The organism is Methylobacterium mesophilicum (assembly GCF_022179445.1).
GTDB lineage: Bacteria > Pseudomonadota > Alphaproteobacteria > Rhizobiales > Beijerinckiaceae > Methylobacterium > Methylobacterium mesophilicum.
This window is the reverse complement of the sequence record NZ_BPQU01000006.1, coordinates 35,668-51,885: the sequence shown is the minus strand read 5'-3', so window position 1 is coordinate 51,885 and position 16,218 is coordinate 35,668. Positions and strand designations below refer to the sequence as shown.

At 68.1% G+C, this 16,218-nt stretch carries 18 protein-coding genes; 5 read left to right on the top strand and 13 right to left on the bottom strand.

Features of this window, described 5'->3' with window-relative positions:
* Nucleotides 1-20: 20 nt before the first annotated feature.
* The 5 genes from MFF40_RS08790 to MFF40_RS08770 form a co-directional block, all read right to left on the bottom strand.
* A complete protein-coding gene (locus MFF40_RS08790; protein WP_147856040.1) occupies nt 21-1,307 on the bottom strand; it encodes a porin in 1,287 nt (428 codons plus the stop codon).
* 225 nt (nt 1,308-1,532) lie between these two features.
* Nucleotides 1,533-2,381 (bottom strand): 23S rRNA (adenine(2030)-N(6))-methyltransferase RlmJ, encoded by an 849-nt coding sequence (locus MFF40_RS08785; protein ID WP_238260178.1) that lies wholly within the window; start codon nt 2,379-2,381, stop codon nt 1,533-1,535.
* Nucleotides 2,382-2,447: 66 nt separating this feature from the next.
* Nucleotides 2,448-3,110 carry a ribonuclease T2 family protein gene (locus MFF40_RS08780; protein WP_147856038.1) on the bottom strand — a complete coding sequence of 221 codons (663 nt, stop codon included), beginning with the start codon at nt 3,108-3,110 and terminating at the stop codon, nt 2,448-2,450.
* Between the two features lie 2 nt (nt 3,111-3,112).
* A complete protein-coding gene (locus MFF40_RS08775) occupies nt 3,113-3,574 on the bottom strand; it encodes a hypothetical protein (RefSeq protein WP_147856043.1) in 462 nt (153 codons plus the stop codon).
* Between the two features lie 161 nt (nt 3,575-3,735).
* Nucleotides 3,736-4,722 carry an extensin-like domain-containing protein gene (locus tag MFF40_RS08770; RefSeq protein ID WP_147897870.1) on the bottom strand — a complete coding sequence of 329 codons (987 nt, stop codon included), beginning with the start codon at nt 4,720-4,722 and terminating at the stop codon, nt 3,736-3,738.
* 214 nt (nt 4,723-4,936) lie between these two features.
* On the opposite strand from MFF40_RS08770, the gene MFF40_RS08765 reads away from it, so the two are divergent.
* Nucleotides 4,937-6,169: an amidase gene (locus MFF40_RS08765; protein WP_238260177.1), complete on the top strand. Its 1,233-nt coding sequence runs from the start codon at nt 4,937-4,939 to the stop codon at nt 6,167-6,169.
* Between the two features lie 469 nt (nt 6,170-6,638).
* On the opposite strand, the gene MFF40_RS28840 is transcribed toward MFF40_RS08765, so the two are convergent.
* Together MFF40_RS28840 and MFF40_RS08760 are read right to left on the bottom strand one after the other, a co-directional pair.
* Nucleotides 6,639-6,773, bottom strand: coding sequence for a hypothetical protein (locus MFF40_RS28840; RefSeq protein ID WP_281406516.1), 135 nt, complete (start codon nt 6,771-6,773; stop codon nt 6,639-6,641).
* 481 nt (nt 6,774-7,254) lie between these two features.
* Nucleotides 7,255-8,388 carry an AI-2E family transporter gene (locus tag MFF40_RS08760; protein WP_187277855.1) on the bottom strand — a complete coding sequence of 378 codons (1,134 nt, stop codon included), beginning with the start codon at nt 8,386-8,388 and terminating at the stop codon, nt 7,255-7,257.
* Between the two features lie 165 nt (nt 8,389-8,553).
* Here MFF40_RS08760 and MFF40_RS08755 point away from each other — a divergent pair, with 165 nt between their 5' ends.
* Nucleotides 8,554-8,694, top strand: a complete 141-nt coding sequence (locus MFF40_RS08755) for a hypothetical protein (RefSeq protein ID WP_187277856.1) — start codon at nt 8,554-8,556, stop codon at nt 8,692-8,694.
* 244 nt (nt 8,695-8,938) lie between these two features.
* On the opposite strand, the gene MFF40_RS08750 is transcribed toward MFF40_RS08755, so the two are convergent.
* The gene (locus MFF40_RS08750; protein ID WP_147856479.1) at nt 8,939-9,409 is read right to left on the bottom strand and encodes a molybdenum cofactor biosynthesis protein MoaE; all 471 of its coding nucleotides are present in this window, start codon (nt 9,407-9,409) and stop codon (nt 8,939-8,941) included.
* A 143-nt stretch (nt 9,410-9,552) separates the two neighbouring features.
* On the opposite strand from MFF40_RS08750, the gene MFF40_RS08745 reads away from it, so the two are divergent.
* The 3 genes from MFF40_RS08745 to MFF40_RS08735 all read left to right on the top strand — a co-directional run bounded on the left by MFF40_RS08745 (nt 9,553) and on the right by MFF40_RS08735 (nt 11,256).
* Nucleotides 9,553-10,572 carry a gamma carbonic anhydrase family protein gene (locus tag MFF40_RS08745; protein ID WP_147897864.1) on the top strand — a complete coding sequence of 340 codons (1,020 nt, stop codon included), beginning with the start codon at nt 9,553-9,555 and terminating at the stop codon, nt 10,570-10,572.
* Nucleotides 10,573-10,658: 86 nt separating this feature from the next.
* The gene (locus MFF40_RS08740) at nt 10,659-10,937 is read left to right on the top strand and encodes a BrnT family toxin (RefSeq protein WP_147897863.1); all 279 of its coding nucleotides are present in this window, start codon (nt 10,659-10,661) and stop codon (nt 10,935-10,937) included.
* The gene (locus MFF40_RS08735; RefSeq protein WP_147854156.1) at nt 10,924-11,256 is read left to right on the top strand and encodes a BrnA antitoxin family protein; all 333 of its coding nucleotides are present in this window, start codon (nt 10,924-10,926) and stop codon (nt 11,254-11,256) included. The genes MFF40_RS08740 and MFF40_RS08735 overlap by 14 nt, the downstream gene beginning before the upstream one ends.
* Before the next feature lie 64 nt (nt 11,257-11,320).
* Here MFF40_RS08735 and MFF40_RS08730 read toward each other — a convergent pair whose 3' ends face one another.
* The 5 genes from MFF40_RS08730 to MFF40_RS08710 all read right to left on the bottom strand — a co-directional run bounded on the left by MFF40_RS08730 (nt 11,321) and on the right by MFF40_RS08710 (nt 16,190).
* Entirely contained in the window at nt 11,321-12,049 is a 729-nt protein-coding gene (locus tag MFF40_RS08730; protein WP_147854161.1) for an amino acid ABC transporter ATP-binding protein, read from the bottom strand.
* Between the two features lie 152 nt (nt 12,050-12,201).
* Nucleotides 12,202-12,894 (bottom strand): amino acid ABC transporter permease, encoded by a 693-nt coding sequence (locus MFF40_RS08725; protein WP_147854155.1) that lies wholly within the window; start codon nt 12,892-12,894, stop codon nt 12,202-12,204.
* 64 nt (nt 12,895-12,958) lie between these two features.
* On the bottom strand, nt 12,959-13,681 hold the full coding sequence (locus tag MFF40_RS08720; RefSeq protein ID WP_147854154.1) for an amino acid ABC transporter permease: 723 nt from the start codon (nt 13,679-13,681) through the stop codon (nt 12,959-12,961).
* A gap of 77 nt (nt 13,682-13,758) precedes the next feature.
* On the bottom strand, nt 13,759-14,682 hold the full coding sequence (locus tag MFF40_RS08715) for an amino acid ABC transporter substrate-binding protein (protein ID WP_147897862.1): 924 nt from the start codon (nt 14,680-14,682) through the stop codon (nt 13,759-13,761).
* Nucleotides 14,683-15,068: 386 nt separating this feature from the next.
* Nucleotides 15,069-16,190: a branched-chain amino acid ABC transporter substrate-binding protein gene (locus MFF40_RS08710; protein WP_147854152.1), complete on the bottom strand. Its 1,122-nt coding sequence runs from the start codon at nt 16,188-16,190 to the stop codon at nt 15,069-15,071.
* Nucleotides 16,191-16,218 lie beyond the last annotated feature (28 nt).

Here is a 16,218-nt window from a genome sequence, read left to right as displayed (position 1 = left end):
GGCCGGCTCGGAGAATCGGATCAGAAGGTGATGCCGGTCTCGACCATGTAGCGGTCCTGCGAGGTGCGAGTGCCATAACGGCCGAAGCCGGTGCCGGGAGAAATTGTCCCGCCGTCCAAGACGGACGCACGCGTGATCCCGCCGAGCTCGACGTGGGCGTATTCGACCCGGAAGAAGTAGCGGTCGAACGTGAAGGTCGGCGTGACGGTCACCGAGAAGGCGTTGCTGCCGGGGCCAAAGCCGAGAAGGTTGGGGGTGTTGCCGCCGCGCACGCCGGTCTGTTCAGTGTATTCGACGCGTCCGGCGAGGGAGAAAATATCGTTGAAGGAGTAGGCGGCCAGCAGAGCGCCACCGAAAGTTGACGCGCTGCTGTTAATGCCGATCCGCTCATCCCGCTCGACGTTGGTGAACTGGAAGTAGGGCGAGATGATCCACGGGCCGTTCGCGTAGGTGTAGTTGATGTTGAAAATGCCGCTGTTCTGCTGGAAGTTCGGCGTTGCGAACTGGTAGCGCGCGCTGCGCTCGAAGGCGTTGGTGCGGCCGAGGTTGAGGCCGCCGTTGACACCGATCGTGTTGAAGTCGTCGAGCTTGTAGGCGACGTTGCCGGTCAGCCAGCTGATCTCGTTGGAGAAGAAACCGTCGGTGCCGGCCAGCGAGACCGAGAGGGGGCCGCTGCTGTAATTGACCTGCACGCCGTGGTTGATGAAGTTCTCCTGCACGAACAGGAGGCCGCGGTTGATGTTCAGGTTCTGGTAGGTGAACAGAAGCTCGGTGCCGATCAGGGTGAACATCCGGCCACCCTGGACCGACCATTCATCGTTGATCTGGATCTTGCCGAAAGCGACCGGAACCGGGCCGAACAGCAGATCGGTCTGGGTGAACGTGCCCAGGGTCGGGAAGCCGAGCTGTGGGATCGAGTACGCGCCGGCCTGCACGTAGAACTGGAACGCGCCCTCAGGCTTCTGGATGATGCCCTGGAGGTTCGAGAAATCGACTCGCGCAGCCCGGTCTCGATCATTGGGAGCGGCGGGCGTCGAGAACGAAGCGAACGGATTGGTCTGGGTGTAGGCGTAGCCAGTGACGGCGCCGCCGACGTAGAGGTCGCCCAGCGGGCCGGCGGAGAAGCAGGTTGGGTTCGGGTTCGCCTTGATCAGGCCGCCATAGGTCGGGCCTAGGAGCGTGGCCTTGCAGGGTTCGGCCGGGGGCGGCACGGGCACGGGTGCCTTGGTCTGCAGATCGGCCGCGAGGATGCCGGTCGAGGAGAGCAGCACGGTGGCCAAGCCGGCCAGGGTGGATCGCTTCAGCATGGTTTCGCGGCTCGCTTGAATTGGTTCCCGGCCAAGCTGACACCGACCCGCCGCTGATACAAAATCAAACAAATGGCACTTGCCTAGTTTTTAGTCATTCTCGGCCCCTTGGGACGGGTCGGCAGAGGTCTGTGGTTTTGTAGCCACATTTCGGGGCGCTGCCCTGATGCGAGACCTTGCCAGACCGGTGCTCCGATTGCGCGATCCTTCGGCAATAGTGACGAATCAGCCCACTGCACCGATCCGAACGCAGCGAAATCCGCCGAACGCGTTCCGGGCCAGCCGCTCAGCTAGCGCTGGCAAGAATACGAGCGCCTCCTCGGCCAGGCGCCAGGGTGGATTGACGACGATCAACCCACTGCCGCACAGCCGCGTCGGGTCGTCCGGCCGGTCGATCAGCAGGTCGAGGCGCAGGGCCGGGCGAGGCAGGGCGGCATCGAGGTCCCGGACCATGCGGTCGATCGCGGCGGCATCCTTGATCGGATACCAGGCCAGGAACACGCCGGTCGGCCATTTTGCCACCGCGCGGGCGAGGTGTGTCCCGAGCCGCTCGATCTCGCCCGGCACCTCGTATGGTGGGTCGATCAGCACCAGGCCGCGGCGCTCGGGCGGCGGGATCTGCGCGTTGACCGCCGTCCAGCCGTCCAGGCTGAGCACCCTGGTGCGCGGGTCGCGCGCGTAGCGCTCCCCCAGGGTCGCGGCGTCCTCCGGGTGGAGTTCGACGAACACGCCCCTGTCGCCGGGCCGCAGGGCCTCGCGGATCACCGCGGGGGAACCGGGATAGGCGGAGGCGCCGTAGCGAGCCTGGACCGCCGCCACGGTCTCCCGGTAGGGCGTCAACAGCGCCTCGACCGCGGGCGCGAACGGCGTCTCCATCCGGCCCCAGCCGTCCCGCCACTCGCCGGTGCGAGCCGCCTCGTCGGCGGTGAGATCGTAGATTCCGAGGCCCGCGAAGGCGTCGAGCGCCCGGAACGGCTTGTCCTTGAGGCTCAGGTGGGCGAGCACCCGCGCGAGAACGAGGTGCTTGAGCACGTCGGCATGGTTGCCGGCGTGGAAGGCGTGCCGATAGTTCATGGCGTCGCCCTCAAGCGGATCCCGCGCTCCAGGTCCAGCCTATGATCGTGCAAACGGTCAAAAAAGTCAGCGGGCGGCGTCGAGGGTGATGTCCGGCGCGCGGCAATTGCCCCGGGCCACCTCGGGGCATGAAGTGAAGCCGCGCAGGTCCTTGGAGAAGCAGATCCGCACCTCCTGCAACTGCCCGCGCGTGCAGGTCACCGCCATCATGTCGGGGCGCAGGCCGCGGTTGGCGGCCACGAACTGCCGAGCGATCTCGATCGGCGCCACGGTCTGCGGGGCACCGCCGCCCTTCAGGCCGTCGGGGATCGTGACGGCGAGGCGCGCATCGCGGGCGGCCTGGAAGTAACGGGCCGGATCGAGGCCGGAGCAGGTGCCGTGGGTGCGCCACTCGTGCCGGGCGAGCCCCTCGCTCGGATAGACCTGGCCGGCAACCTCCAGCGCCTGCCGGGTCGGCGCCCGCTCCACAGCGGAGCAGTTCTGCGGGTAGCCGCGGTCATATTGCGGCCAGAGCCCATGCACCACGAAGCCGAGGCCCCGGCCGGGCGCGCATTGCACGTCGTTGCGACGCTCGCCGACGCCGGCGCAGTAGGTCGGCGACCACGACAGGGCCAGCACGTAGAAATCGAACGCGCCCGGCTCGCCCCGGCGGCTGAAGCCGCCGACATCCTGGGCGGCAACCGGCCCCGCGATCAGCAGGCCGGCGAGGCAGGCGACGCGGGCGCGCATCCTCAGGGCCGCGCCATCCGGCAGGCCGTCGCGTAGGCGTAGGCGAGATCGCGGTCGAGGCCGTGGACGCAGAACTCGACGCCCCAGGTCGCCCCGATGATGCCAAGGCTCTCACGCACCGAGTAATCGACCTTGCGGCGCACCCCGTCCGACGTGGTGACGGTGGCCGAGCAGAACCGGCGCGGATAGGTGTCGAGGCCCCAGGGCCGCCAGGCGGTGCGCTCGATCGTATCGAACGACCGGATCGTCATCGACGAATTCCAGTACTTCGCCTCCTTCTCGGCGAAGTTGGTCGAGACCCGCTCCAGCACGCTCTGGTCCTGGCAGCCGGGAATCTGCGCGTCGAACGGAAAGATCCGCTCTTCGGCGGGCTCGATATCCTCCCGGGCCGAGCGGGCCAGCGCCGGCTGCGCGACGGAGAGGAGTGCCAGCCCGAGGGCGAGGCTGTGAAGGATCGGGCGCATGGCGCGTGCCTCGACGGGGGTGCTGTCCTGCATGCGCGAGACGATGGCTCGGCTGGGCCGCCAGTCAAGCTCTTGCGCACAATCCGGAACGCTTTAGCCGATCTGTGCGGCCCGGCCGCTACAGGTCCGGGCCTACCGCGGTACGCCGAAAACCGGGCGTCTCAGTAGATCGGCCCCGTGCTCGGCGGCGGCGCGCCGAGCTGCAGCGGCTCGTCGTAATCCTGCGCCGGCTCCTCGGGGGCGGCGGCGACCCGGGGTGCGGGCCGGACCGGCGGCGCCGAGGTGTAGGCCGAGGCCGCGGGCAGGCGTGCCGGGGCTCGGGCGACCTGGGTCGGGCTCGCAGCCTTCGACATCGGCGAGACTCCGTAGGGATCGTCCTCCTCGATATCCACCGGGGCCTGCGGGGCGGCCGGCTGGCGGGTTGGCGGCAGCGGGCGCGACAGGGGCCGCTCGGCTCCATTCCCGAGCTGGGGCGTGAACTTGATGAACGGCTGGCAGATCCGCTTCAGGCCGCGCGGGTCGTGCCGGGCAAGGTCGACGTGGATGTGGTCGTAGTGGAACACGTTCGAGCCTGGGGCCAGCACCGTGGTGAACCGCTGGCAGGCACCCAGGAAGATCTCGCGCAGGAAGCCCTGCTCCGCCTCGGTGCCGCGCCAGCCGCCCTTGACGGTGATGACGTGGCCGTCCGCGAGCTTGATCGACATCACGTCGATCGCGTTGCCGAAGCCGTGCTCGGAGAGCTTGGCGCCGGGCTGATTGTTGCGCCCCCGGCAGGAGTAGGAGCCAGCGTTGATCTCGGCCACAGGCACGCCGAAATACAGGTTCGCAGCGGGCTGGATGGTGTCGGCGAGCCAGGCCTCGGCCTCTGCGAGCGCCGGGCAGCCGAGCGTCATCCGCTGCTTCATCACCACCGTGCCGCCGGCGAGCCGCGTCACCCGGAAGGGCTGCTGCATGCCGCACGGACCTGGCCCGTCCATCGCCGCGATCGGCGTGATGAACTCGGTCGGCTCGACCAGTTTCTTCGCCAGGCAGACTTGCTCCGCCTGGTCGCGCCACGGGTCGCGCCGCTCGAACCGGTTGATCGAGCAAGCGGTGAGCCCCGCGCCGAACAGCGCCAGGGCGGAGAACAGGGATACGCCACGCCACATGACCCGGACGATGCGCACGGTCCCGTAAAGCGTTCGTCAACGGCGATTCGGGATCGGCGAGCCCTGTGGTTTTCGCGGATTGCGCGCTGTCGGCGTCTGATCAGGAGCGGCGGCAAGTCCGTGGGGGGACGAGCGCACATGCACCGAATCCGCAATTACACCGGCGGCAGGGGATCGAGTTGACAGCGACCGTCGACCGCGGACTGAATACAAGATGCTTTCAATCCTCGACCTCCGCGCCCGCATCGAAGCCGGCACCCTGACGCCTTCGGGCGCGATCGATCTATGCCGCGCGGCCATCGCCGCGCGGGAGCTGGAGCTGCGGGCGCTGGTCACCCTGGACGACAACCCGGCCATCCCGGATTCCGGGCCGCTCGCCGGCATCGCGGTGGGCGTGAAGGACATTATCGACAGCGCCGGCCTGCCGAGTCAGATGGGTTCGTCGCTGTACGCCGGCTGGCAGCCTCGGGGCGATGCCTCGGTGGTGGCGCGTCTGAAGCGCCTCGGTGCCGTGGCACTCGCCAAGACCACGACCACGGCCTTCGCCAGCAGCGACCCGACCGCGACCGTCAACCCGCACGATCCCGGCCATACCCCGGGCGGATCCTCGGCGGGCTCGGCCGCCGCGGTGGGTGCCGGGATGCTGCCCTTGGCGCTCGGCACGCAGACCGCCGGCTCGGTGATCCGGCCGGCGAGCTATTGCGGCTGCGCGGCGGTGAAGCCGTCCTTCCGGCTGATCCCGACGGTCGGGGTCAAGACCTATTCCTGGGCGCTCGACACGGTCGGGCTGTTCGCCGCCGGGGTCGCGGACGTCGCCCACGCCCTGGCGCTGGTGACCGGGCGACCGGAGATCGACCGGGCCGAGACCGGCTCGGCGCCGCGCATCGGCCTCGTGCGGCAGGATTTCGCCGAAGCGCCGGAGCCCGCCGCCGACGCCGCCCTGAACCGCGCCCGGCAGGCGGCCGAGCGGTCCGGTGCGCAGGTCGCCGACCTGACGCTGCCGCCCGAGCTGGCGCTCGCCTGGGAGCGCCACCGAATCATCCAGAACTACGAGGGCCGGCTGGCGCTGGCTTGGGAGTACGACGGCCATCGCGACGCGCTGCCGCCGCGGGTCCGGGAGCATCTCGACGCGGGCGCGGCGATCGAGGCGGCGGAGTATGACGAGGCCCGCCGCCACGGCCACCGGGCTCGCCGGGTGCTCAAGGGCCTGTTCGCCGAATACGACGCGATCCTCACCTTCTCGGCTCCGGGCCCGGCACCTGCCACCCTGGCCTCGACGGGCGACCCGCGCTTCAACCAGCTCTGGACCCTGATGGGCGTGCCCTGCGTGAACGTACCGGTGCCGGGCGAGCGCCTGCCGGTGGGCGTCCAGGTGATCGGCCGCTTCGGCGACGACGCCCGGGCCCTGGCGGTGGCGCGGATGATCGAGTCGGGCTTGCGCGGGTGACGAGTCGGCAGCGCGGACGGCAGGGCCAGAAGTTCGGACGTACGGGCGAACGCGGCCAGAATCGTCCGTGGGTCCGAATGCCGGTCTCGCCTACGAAATGGCTGTTTTCGACCCAACCCGGCCAACCGGATCGCCAAAGGCGCTTCCCGAGAGCAGCTATCGATCTGCCGTGGCGCAACTTCGGCTTGGGGTAGCGAGCGGCCACAACTCAGGGCCATCGCGCCCGGCTGATAATTAGCGCATAACGGACCATCACTGGCTTTGGTCCCGGCCGCCTGTGCCTGAGAGCAGCGTGCGCTCCCGCCCTGTTCGCGCGGAGCACATCATGTCTGACAGCAGACCTCTAGCCATCCTCATCGCGGAGGCTGACGAGCTCGTCCGTATGGTCACCGCCGACATGCTGACGGATGTTGGCTTTCAGACCATGGAGGTGTGCACTGCCGCTGAGGCGGTGGCGGTCCTCCAAGGGTCAGTCGCCGTGCGCATGTTGATCACAGGGCGGGCCATCGTGGGCGATGGTGTCGCCCTTGCCCACCTCGTTCACCACCGTTGGCCCGGTGTTGGCATCATCGTCACCTCGGGAGCCGGGGTGGATCTTCAGCACGACTTGCCGCCAGGTACACGCCTGCTCAGCAAGCCGTACGCCTTCGCAGATCTCATCCGAGAGGTGGAAGCTGGCCTTGTTCAGGCGCAGAAGGAGCCCTCACCCGCTCCCATGCTGCCGAGCGGAGTACCGCCTCACAGGGGAGTTGATCTAGGCATAGGCGTGGGGGGCACTGCCCCTCCGTCAACCGAGCCGGACAAGTCGTAAACTCTGGATACACGCCGGCCAAACTGAATTGCTTGCCTCATCGAGGTCGGCCAAAGTTCATCGAGGTAGGCCCTATGGGGGGCCGCTCGGTTTGCCCGCTATCGAGCACGGTGCGCGCGGTCATACGGCTGCTCTCAGTCGTGATTGGGTGCGACGGCGGTGTCTGCCAACTCTCACTCAGAAGCGGACCCTCGCAAATCCACTCTTCCCAGACATCGACACGGACAAACCGATTGGGTTCGGGCTCGCGGTCCCGCGCATCAGGCCGTGCGGCTCAGCTGCTCGCCGGCTCGTGCAGCGTGTCCTCCACGTAGAGCTGTTCCAGCAGAACCTTGATCACCGCCATCAGGGGCAGCGCCAGGGCGATGCCCCACAGCCCGAAGATGACGCCTAGGATCAACTGGCCGGCAAAAATCGTGGCCGGGGGGATGTCCAGCGCGCGCTTCTGGATGAACGGGGTCAGGCCGTAGCTCTCCAGGCACTGCACCGCCAAGTAGACGCCGACGGCGCCGATCACCGCCTTGAGGCCCGAGGCCAGGGCCGCCAAGATGATCACGATGCCCGCCACCAGCGGTCCCACGGTCGGCACGAAGGCCAAAAGCCCGGCCTGTAGGCCGAGGATCAGCGCGCCGCCGATCCCCAGGAAGGCCAGCCCGGCCCAGGTGCAAACGAAGATCGCCGCCATGATGATCAACTGGCCGAACAGCCAGTGCCGCAAGGTCTCGCCGGCGCCGTCCAGCACCTTGGCGGCGCGCCGACGCTTCTGAGGCGGCACGAACCGCAGCACCCCGTCCCGATAGGCCTCTGGGTCGGCCGCGAAGGCCAGCCCCAGGAAGGCGATCACCAGCAGGTTGCCCAGCGCATCGAACAAGCCGAGGATCACAGCCGCCGCCGGCCCGAGGACGCTGCCGGCGTCGGAGACGATCGAGCTGCTGCTCTTGAGCAGGCCGTTTGCGAGCCCGCCGAGGCCGCCCTCCTTCTGACCGGGCTCGGCCGAGCCGCCCTTCGGCGCCAGGCTCGGCACGTCGATGCCGCGCTCGGACAGCCAGCTCGACACCGTGCCGGCCTGGTTCTTGATCGTGGTTCCGAGATCGCGGCCCTGCTGCACGATGGTGGCCCCGCCGTAGGATGCGAAGCCGATCACCGCGACGGCGACCGCGAGGCTGGCGATCGTCAGGCGCAGGCCCCGGGGCAGGGGCAGGACGTGGCCGAGCCCCCGGGTCAGGCCGTCGAGGAACACGCCGAGCAGCACGCCCGCGAAGATCAGCAGGAGCGTGCCCACCGACATCCAGGCCAGCGCCAGCAACGCCACGAAGCAGACGACGGCGATCCCCGAAGCCGCCAGCGGCAAGGCTCCGCGCCAGGGCCCGACCGGGCCGTCCAGATCCCGAGATTGACCGTCCGTCATCATTGCTCCTGCGTCGCAGGCTCACGAACGCCCCGGACTGGCCGCGGTCAAGGGCGACGCCGTACCAAGCTTGTGTGCGGCCGGGCGAGACCGGACGGCCTTTCGCGCGTTGTCCGCCCACGCAAGCGCTCCCGCCGGGAGCCGGGCGCCTCCAGGAGAGACCGCGTGAGCAGCAACGAGCCCCACATCCATTCCCTCGGCCCGGGCCGGACCGTGGATACGGGGGACCAACTCAGCAGCGTGGTCATCCTCGGCCTCGCCGTCGCGGGCGCCTTGGCCGCGGTGCTGCTCAACGCGATCCTGTAGGGCGTATTCTGGCGCTTGGGATCACAGGCGGCGGGCCCGGCCGTCTCGGATGAGCCGCCCACCTTTCCCGGACGCCTGGAACGCAGTGAAAGGCGATCCGGGACCCAGCAAGGAAAGCGCTGCGCAGCGGCACGATCAAGGGATAACGGACGCTTCGCGGTGTGTTGCGCTGGGTCCCGGGTCGCATTCCGCTGACGCTGCATGCGCCCGGGAAAGGGCGCAGCGAGACCTCCGGAGCGCGGGTCTACTGCCCCCAGCGCTCCGCGGCCGCGTCGTCGTGGGCGGCGGCCTCGACCCAGCCGCCGACGGTGCCGTCGGCCAAGTGCTCGCGCTTCCAGAACGGCGCGCGGGTCTTGAGGTAGTCCATCAGGAAGTTCGCCGCCTCGAAGGCCGCGACCCGGTGGCTGGAGGCTGTCACCACCAGCACGATGCCGTCGCCCGGACGCACGCGGCCGTGGCGATGGATCACCCGCAGGGCCTGAAGCGGCCAGCGGGCGACGGCGTCCACGGCGACACGGAGGATCTCCGCCTCCGCCATGCCGGGATAATGCTCGAGTTCGAGCGCCGCCAGCCGCCCGGCCTCGTCCCGGCAGAGGCCCGTGAAGGTGACGACCGCGCCGGCCCGGCCGCCTAGTTCGACGCTCACCCGGGCAATCTCGGCGGCGGTGTCGAACGGTTCGGTCTGGATGGCGACGCTCGGTGCGGGGGCGCTCATGCTCCGGTCCAACATCCTCGTCCGACGATCCTCAAGCGGCGCGTGCCGGTCCCACGCCTGTCACACCCGGTCGCGCCTCTATATGGCACGAGAAGTCGCATTCGCCCCGGTCGCGGGCGTGATCGGCGGAGAAGGATGAACGTGTGACCCCCGACCTGATCCTGCCCTACGCGGGCGTCCTGCCGGATTTCGCGAGCCGCCCGGTCTGGTGCGGGCGCGGGAGCACGGTGATCGGCTCCGCCCGGATCGGCGCCCAGGCCTGGATCGGCGACGAGGCGGTGATCCGCGCCGACGGGCAGGCCATCACCCTCGGGGACAGGTTCTGGCTCGGCCACCGTTCGACGGTGCACATCGCCACGCTCACCCACGGGACGCAGGTCGGCGACCGGGTCACGGTCGGTCGCAACAGCGTCGTTCATGCCTGCACGATCGGCTCCGACGTCGTGATCGAGGACGACGTCGTGATCCTCGACGGCGCCGAGATCGGCGACACCGCGGTGATCGAAGCGGGCGCGACCGTGTTCCCGCGCATGAGGCTCGCGGGCGGATACGCTTATGCCGGCAGCCCGGCTCGGCCAAGCCGGCCGGTCGGCCCGGACGAGGTCGCCGAGCGCGCCGAGCGCCTGCGCGAGCGGATGGGCGACGGGGCATCCGTCGAACTTGGGCTCCCCCCGGAGGTCGAGGACAGCGTGTTCGTCGCCCGGACCGCGCGCCTGCGTGGACGGGTGAGCCTGGGGGCCGGCGTCAGTGTGCTGTTTTCGTGCGATCTCAACGCCGAGGCCGGGCCGATCGTGGTCGGGGCCGACACCAACATCCAGGACAACACGACGATCCGCAGCCGGGCCGAGGGCGTCGTGATCGGGCGCGACACGACCATCGCCCACAACGTCCGGATCGCCGATTGCCGGATCGGCGCGCGGGCCCTGATCGGCATCGGCGCCACGGTCGCCCCCGGCACGCTGATCGCCGACGACGTCATGCTGGCGGCCGGCGCCACCACCGATCCCGGCCAGATCCTGGGGGCCGGCTATCTCTGGGGCGGCCGCCCGGCCCGGATCCTGTCACCCCTGGACGCCGAGAAGCGCGCGATGATGATCCGCATCGTCGAGGGCTATTGCCAGCACGGGCGGGAGTATCGGGCCGCGCAGGCGGCAGTCGTCTAGGTCCACCAAAGCCGCTCAAGCTTCTGGGTCGACCGCACAAGTGCCTTGCCGACGGCCTGATCTGTAGTTACATTAATTCGGTGCAAATGGTCTGGGATGAGCGCAAGCGCGCGATCAACCTGCGCCCCGAGCCGGAGGGGCATGGTCTCGATTTAGTCGATGCTCGCGACCGCTTCGAATGGGACAGCGCCATCGTCGTCCCGGCTTATCCGGGACCGGACGGCCGCCCGCGATTCATCGCCGTCGGATGGCTCGACGGCCATTTGAGGGCGCTGGTGTTTTCGCCGCTCGGGACGGAGGCGGTGACGGCCATCAGCCTTCGGCCGGCTAGTCGCAAAGAGAGGAGCCTCTATGACCAAGCGTAAGGCAGGCCCGATCAGCGACGCCGAGGAGGCCCGGATCCAGGCCGCGATCGCGCGCGATCCGGACGCACCGGAGGTCACCGACGAACAGGCCGCGCAGGGCCGCCCGGCCTCCGAGGTTCTGGATCCGGCACTCTTCGCGAGGCTCACGCAGCGCGGCCGTCCCAGATCGGAGACCAGCAAGAAGCTCGTTACCCTGCGCCTGCCCCCCGACGTGATCGAAGGCTACCAGGCCACCGGCCCGGGCTGGCAGGTGCGGATGGGCGAGGTTCTCGCGGCCGGTCTCAAGACCGGTGCCCACGGTCGCAAGCGGACGGCGTGACGGGGGTAGGCATTCCCTTCGTCACGCGGCGATATCCGAGATCCCTCGGCCAAGTCGAAAAAAATCAGTGCTGCAGGATCTTCGACAAGAAGGTCTGGGCGCGCTCGGAGCGGGGGCTGCCGAAGAAATCCTCCTTCTTGGCGTCCTCGACGATCTCGCCGCGATCCATGAAGATCACCCGGTCGGCGACCTTGCGGGCGAAGCCCATCTCGTGGGTCACGACCATCATGGTCATGCCCTCCTTGGCGAGCTCGACCATCACGTCGAGCACCTCGCCGACCATCTCGGGGTCCAGCGCCGAGGTCGGTTCGTCGAACAGCATCACCACCGGGTTCATGGCGAGCGCCCGGGCGATCGCCACGCGCTGCTGCTGACCGCCCGAGAGCTGCCCCGGAAATTTTTCCGCCTGGGCGCTCAGGCCCACCCGGGCCAGCAGGTCGAGGCCGCGCTTCTTGGCGTCCTCGGCGCCGCGGCCCAGGACCTTGCGCTGGGCGATGGTGAGGTTCTCGGTGATCGACAGGTGCGGGAACAGCTCGAAGTGCTGGAACACCATGCCGACCCGGGAGCGCAGCTTAGGCAGGTTGGTCGACTTGTCGATCACCTTGGTGCCGGCGACGGTGATCTGGCCCTTCTGGAACGGCTCGAGGGCGTTGACGCACTTGATCAGGGTCGACTTGCCCGAACCCGAGGGGCCGCAGACCACCACGACCTCGCCCTTGGCGACCTTGGTGGTGCAGTTGGTCAGCACCTGGAAGTCGCCGTACCATTTGCTGATGTTGTCGATGGCGATCATCGTCTCACCGGGCGCCGCCGCGGGCTCGCCGGAGACGAGTCGCCCCGGCTGCAGCCCGGAATCCCGGGGGGCGTGGGCGGCGTCTGCGACGGGCTCCTTGACGGACGGGGCCGGCATCGGGGTCGAGGTCATGGCGCGGACTCCAGTGTCGGTCAGCGGATGATGGCGACGCGGCGCTGCAGGCGACGCACCAGGAACGAGGCCGTGAAGCAGATCAAGAAGTAGACGACGGCGGCGAAGATATACATCTCGACGAGGCGGCCGTCGCGCTGCGCCACCTTCGAGGCGGCGCCCATGAAGTCGGTGAGCGAAAGCACGTAGACCAGGGAGGTATCCTGGAACAGCACCACGGTCTGCGTCAGCAGAAGCGGCAGCATGTTGCGGAAGGCCTGGGGCAGGACGACGTTGGCCATGGTCTGCCAGTAGTTCATTCCGAGCGCCAGGGCCGCCCCGGTCTGTCCCTTGGGGATCGACTGGATGCCGGCACGCATGATCTCGGAGAAGTAGGCCGCCTCGAAGGCCATGAAGGTGATGAGCGCCGACGGGAAGGCGCCGACCTGGATCGGGGTCGAGGCGCCGGTCACGTAGGCGCCGATATACGGCACCAGGAAGTAAAACCAGAAGATCACCAGCACCAGCGGCAGCGAGCGGCACAGCTCGACATAGCCCTTCGCGAGGTGGCTGAGGCCCGGCACGCTCGAGAGCCGGGCCATCGCCAGCAGCGTGCCGATGATCACGCCGCCGACCGCCGCCATGGCGGTGAGCGTCACCGTGAAGACCATGCCCTGCCCGAACAGGTAGGGCAGGGACGAGAGGATGACGTTGAAATCGAAATTCGAGAGCATCGGGACCTGTTCGCGGTGGCCGAGCGCCGGCGGATCGGGGAAATCGGGGGGCGGGGCCGGCGCCTCAGCGCTGGCCGGGGATCGCGACGGCGCGCTCCAGGTAGGTCGCCGCGGTGACGACCACGAGGTTGACGATCACGTACAGCAGCGTCGCCGCCGTGAACGCCTCGAACACCTGGAACGAGAATTCCTGCATCGAGCGGGCGCGGGCGGTCAGTTCCAGGAGGCCGATCGTCAGGGCCACGGAGGTGTTCTTGAGGTTGTTCAGGAATTCCGAGGTCATCGGCGGCAGGATGATCCGGTAGGCGTTCGGCAGCAGCACGTACCGGTAGGTCTGGTAGACCGTGAAGCCCATCGCGGTGCCGGCCATGTTCTGGCCGCGCGGCAGCGACTGGATGCCGGCCCGGACCTGCTCGGCCACCCGCGAGGCGGTGAAGAAGCCCAGGCACACCACCGCGGTGTAGAACGGCGCGTCAGGCAGTTGCTTGATCGCATCGCCGAAACGCGTGGGCACCACCTCGGGCAGCACGAAGTACCAGAGGAACATCTGCACCAGCAGCGGCACGTTCCGGAACAGCTCGACATAGGCCGTGCCGATCGCGTTGGCGGTCTTCGACGGCAGCGTCCGCAGCACCCCGATCAGGGAGCCGAGGAAGAACGCGATGATCCAGGAGCACAGGGCGGTGGCGATCGTCCACATGAGCCCGGAGAGCAGCATGTCGAGATAGGTGCCGTTGCCCTCGGGCGAGGCATCGAAGAAGATCCGCCAGTTCCAATTGTAGTTCATCGTGCTGGTTCTGCTCTGACCTTATGAAGGCGCACCGCAGGGCCGGGCCCCGCGGTGCGCGTCACCTTGGACGGCGCTCAGTAGGCAGCCGGATCGGGGCTGGAGATCGGCGTCGTGAACTGCTTCTTCATCTCCGCGCTCATCGGCAGGTTGAGGTTGATGTTGCGCGGCGGGATCGGCTGGGTGAACCACTTGTCGTAGAGCGCCTTGCCTTCGGGACTCGTGTAGAGCTTGGCGGTGGCCTCGTCGGCGACCTTCTTGAACGCCGTGTCGTCCTTGCGCACCATGATCCCGTAGGGCTCGGGCTTGGACAGGGCCTCGGTTGAGATCTCGTAGGCCGACGGGTCCTTGGAGGAGGCGGCCAGGGAGGCGAGCAGCACGTCGTCCATCACGAAGGCCACGGCGCGGCCGGTCTCGACCATCAGGAACGCCTCGGCATGGTCCTTGGCCGGCAGGATCGTCAGGCCGAGCTTCCGCTCGGTGTTGGCCTCGTTGATCTGCTTGATGTTCGTGGTGCCGGAGGTCGACACAACGGTCTTGCCCTTAAGGTCCTCGATCGTGTGCAGGTTGGCCGACTTCTTCGAGACGTAGCGGGTCGCGGTCAGGAAGTGCGAGTTGGTGAACCACACCTGCTTCTCGCGCTCGACGTTGTTCGTCGTCGAACCGCATTCGAGGTCGATCGTGCCGTTCGCCATCAGCGGGATGCGGGTGGCGGAGGTGACCGGGTTGAGCTTCACTTCGAGGTTCGGCAGGCCGAGATTGGCCTTCACGGCGTCGGCGATCTTGAAGCAAATCTCCATCGCGTAGCCGACCGGCTTCTGGTCGCCGCCGAGATAGGAGAACGGCACGGAGGCGTCGCGGTAGCCGATGACGAGGGCGCCGCTATCCTTCACCTTCTTGAGGGTACCGGTCAGATCCTCGGCCCGCAGGCTGAGGGGGGCCAGGGCGAGGCTCAGGCCGAGCGCCGCGGCAAGGCCACGGCGAGCGATATCAGACTGCATCGGTACGGAACTCCTGGATCAGGTCGAACGGGATCGGCTGGCGGCTCGGCGCTCGGCCCCGCCCGCTCGGGCGACGCCTTTGCAATGATGGTGCCGGAAGCTGGGCTGCGGTGGCGCGCAGATCTGTGGCGGACGACGTACGACCGGCCGCCACCGTCGCGCGAGCGTCCCCGGTTGCGTGTTGCGCCGCCGTCATTCGGCCTCCCCCGGCAGGTCGCGGCAGCCTGCCGGCCCGCCTGCCGCCGGCATCATGCACAATTCTTGAGCGTACGCATCGGGTGGGGCGGCGGGAAGAACGATTAAGGCTGACGAATCCACCGTTCCGGAAACGCAGACGCCGCCCCACGCATGCGTGCGGGGCGGCGTCGGCCGGAATTGAAGGCAGATTACTTGGTCAGTTCGTTGCCGGTGTAGTCGATCTTGCCGTCGGCGCCCTTCTTCCACTCGTACAGGACGTAGTCCGGCCGGGTGATGTCGCCCTTCTTGTCGTACGCGATCGGGCCGACCACCGTGTCGACCGGCTTACCCTGGTGCAACCAATCGGCCAGCTTCTTGCCGTCGGTGGAACCGGTCTCGGCGATCGCCTTGGCGAGCACCTGAACGGAGGCATAGGAATAGAGCGTGTAGCCCTCGGGATCGATGTTCTTGGCCTTGAACGCGGCCAGGGCGGCCTTGGCGTTCGGGTTCTTGCGGGCATCCGGCGGGAAGGTGGTCAGCGTGCCCTCGGCGGCCGGACCGGCGATCGCCACCAGCTCGCGGTCGACCATGCCGTCGCCGCCCATCAGCGGAGCCTTCAGGCCCTGGTCGCGCATCTGACGCAGGATCAGCCCGGCCTCGGTGTAGTAGCCGCCGAAATAGACGATATCGACGTTGGCCGACTTCAGTTTCGAGACCAGGGCCGAGTAATCCTTCTCACCCGGGTTGATGCCCTCGAAGATCACCGGCTTCACGCCCTTGGCCTTGAGCACCATCTGGGTCTCGTCGACCAGGCCCTTGCCGTAAGGGGTCTTGTCGTGGACGAAAGCGATCTTCTTGTCCTTGTAGTTGGCTACCAGATACGCGCCCGCCACCGCAGCTTGCTGGTCGTCGCGGCCGCAGGTGCGGAAGGTGTTCCACATCCCGCGCTCGGTGAACTTCACGTTGGTGGAGGCCGGGGTGATCTGGATGATTCCGGCGTCGAGATAGACGTCGGAGGCCGGGATCGACACGCCGGAATTATAGTCGCCGACCACCATCTTGACGCCGTCGCTGGCGAACTTGTTGGCCACCGAGACACCCTGCTTGGGATCCGAGGCATCGTCGCCGACCAGGACCGTCAGGGTCGTGCCCTTGATCCCGCCGGCCTTGTTGATATCCTCGACAGCTTGGCTGACGCCGTTCTTGAACTGGACGCCGATGGCGGCGCTGTTGCCGGTGATCGGCGCAGCGATGCCGAGCTTGACCTCGGCAGCCTGTGCCGCGGCGATCATCGCACCGAGGGCAAGCCCGGCGAGCAGAAACGATCTCATCGCTAACATCCCCTTGAGTACAGGTCCG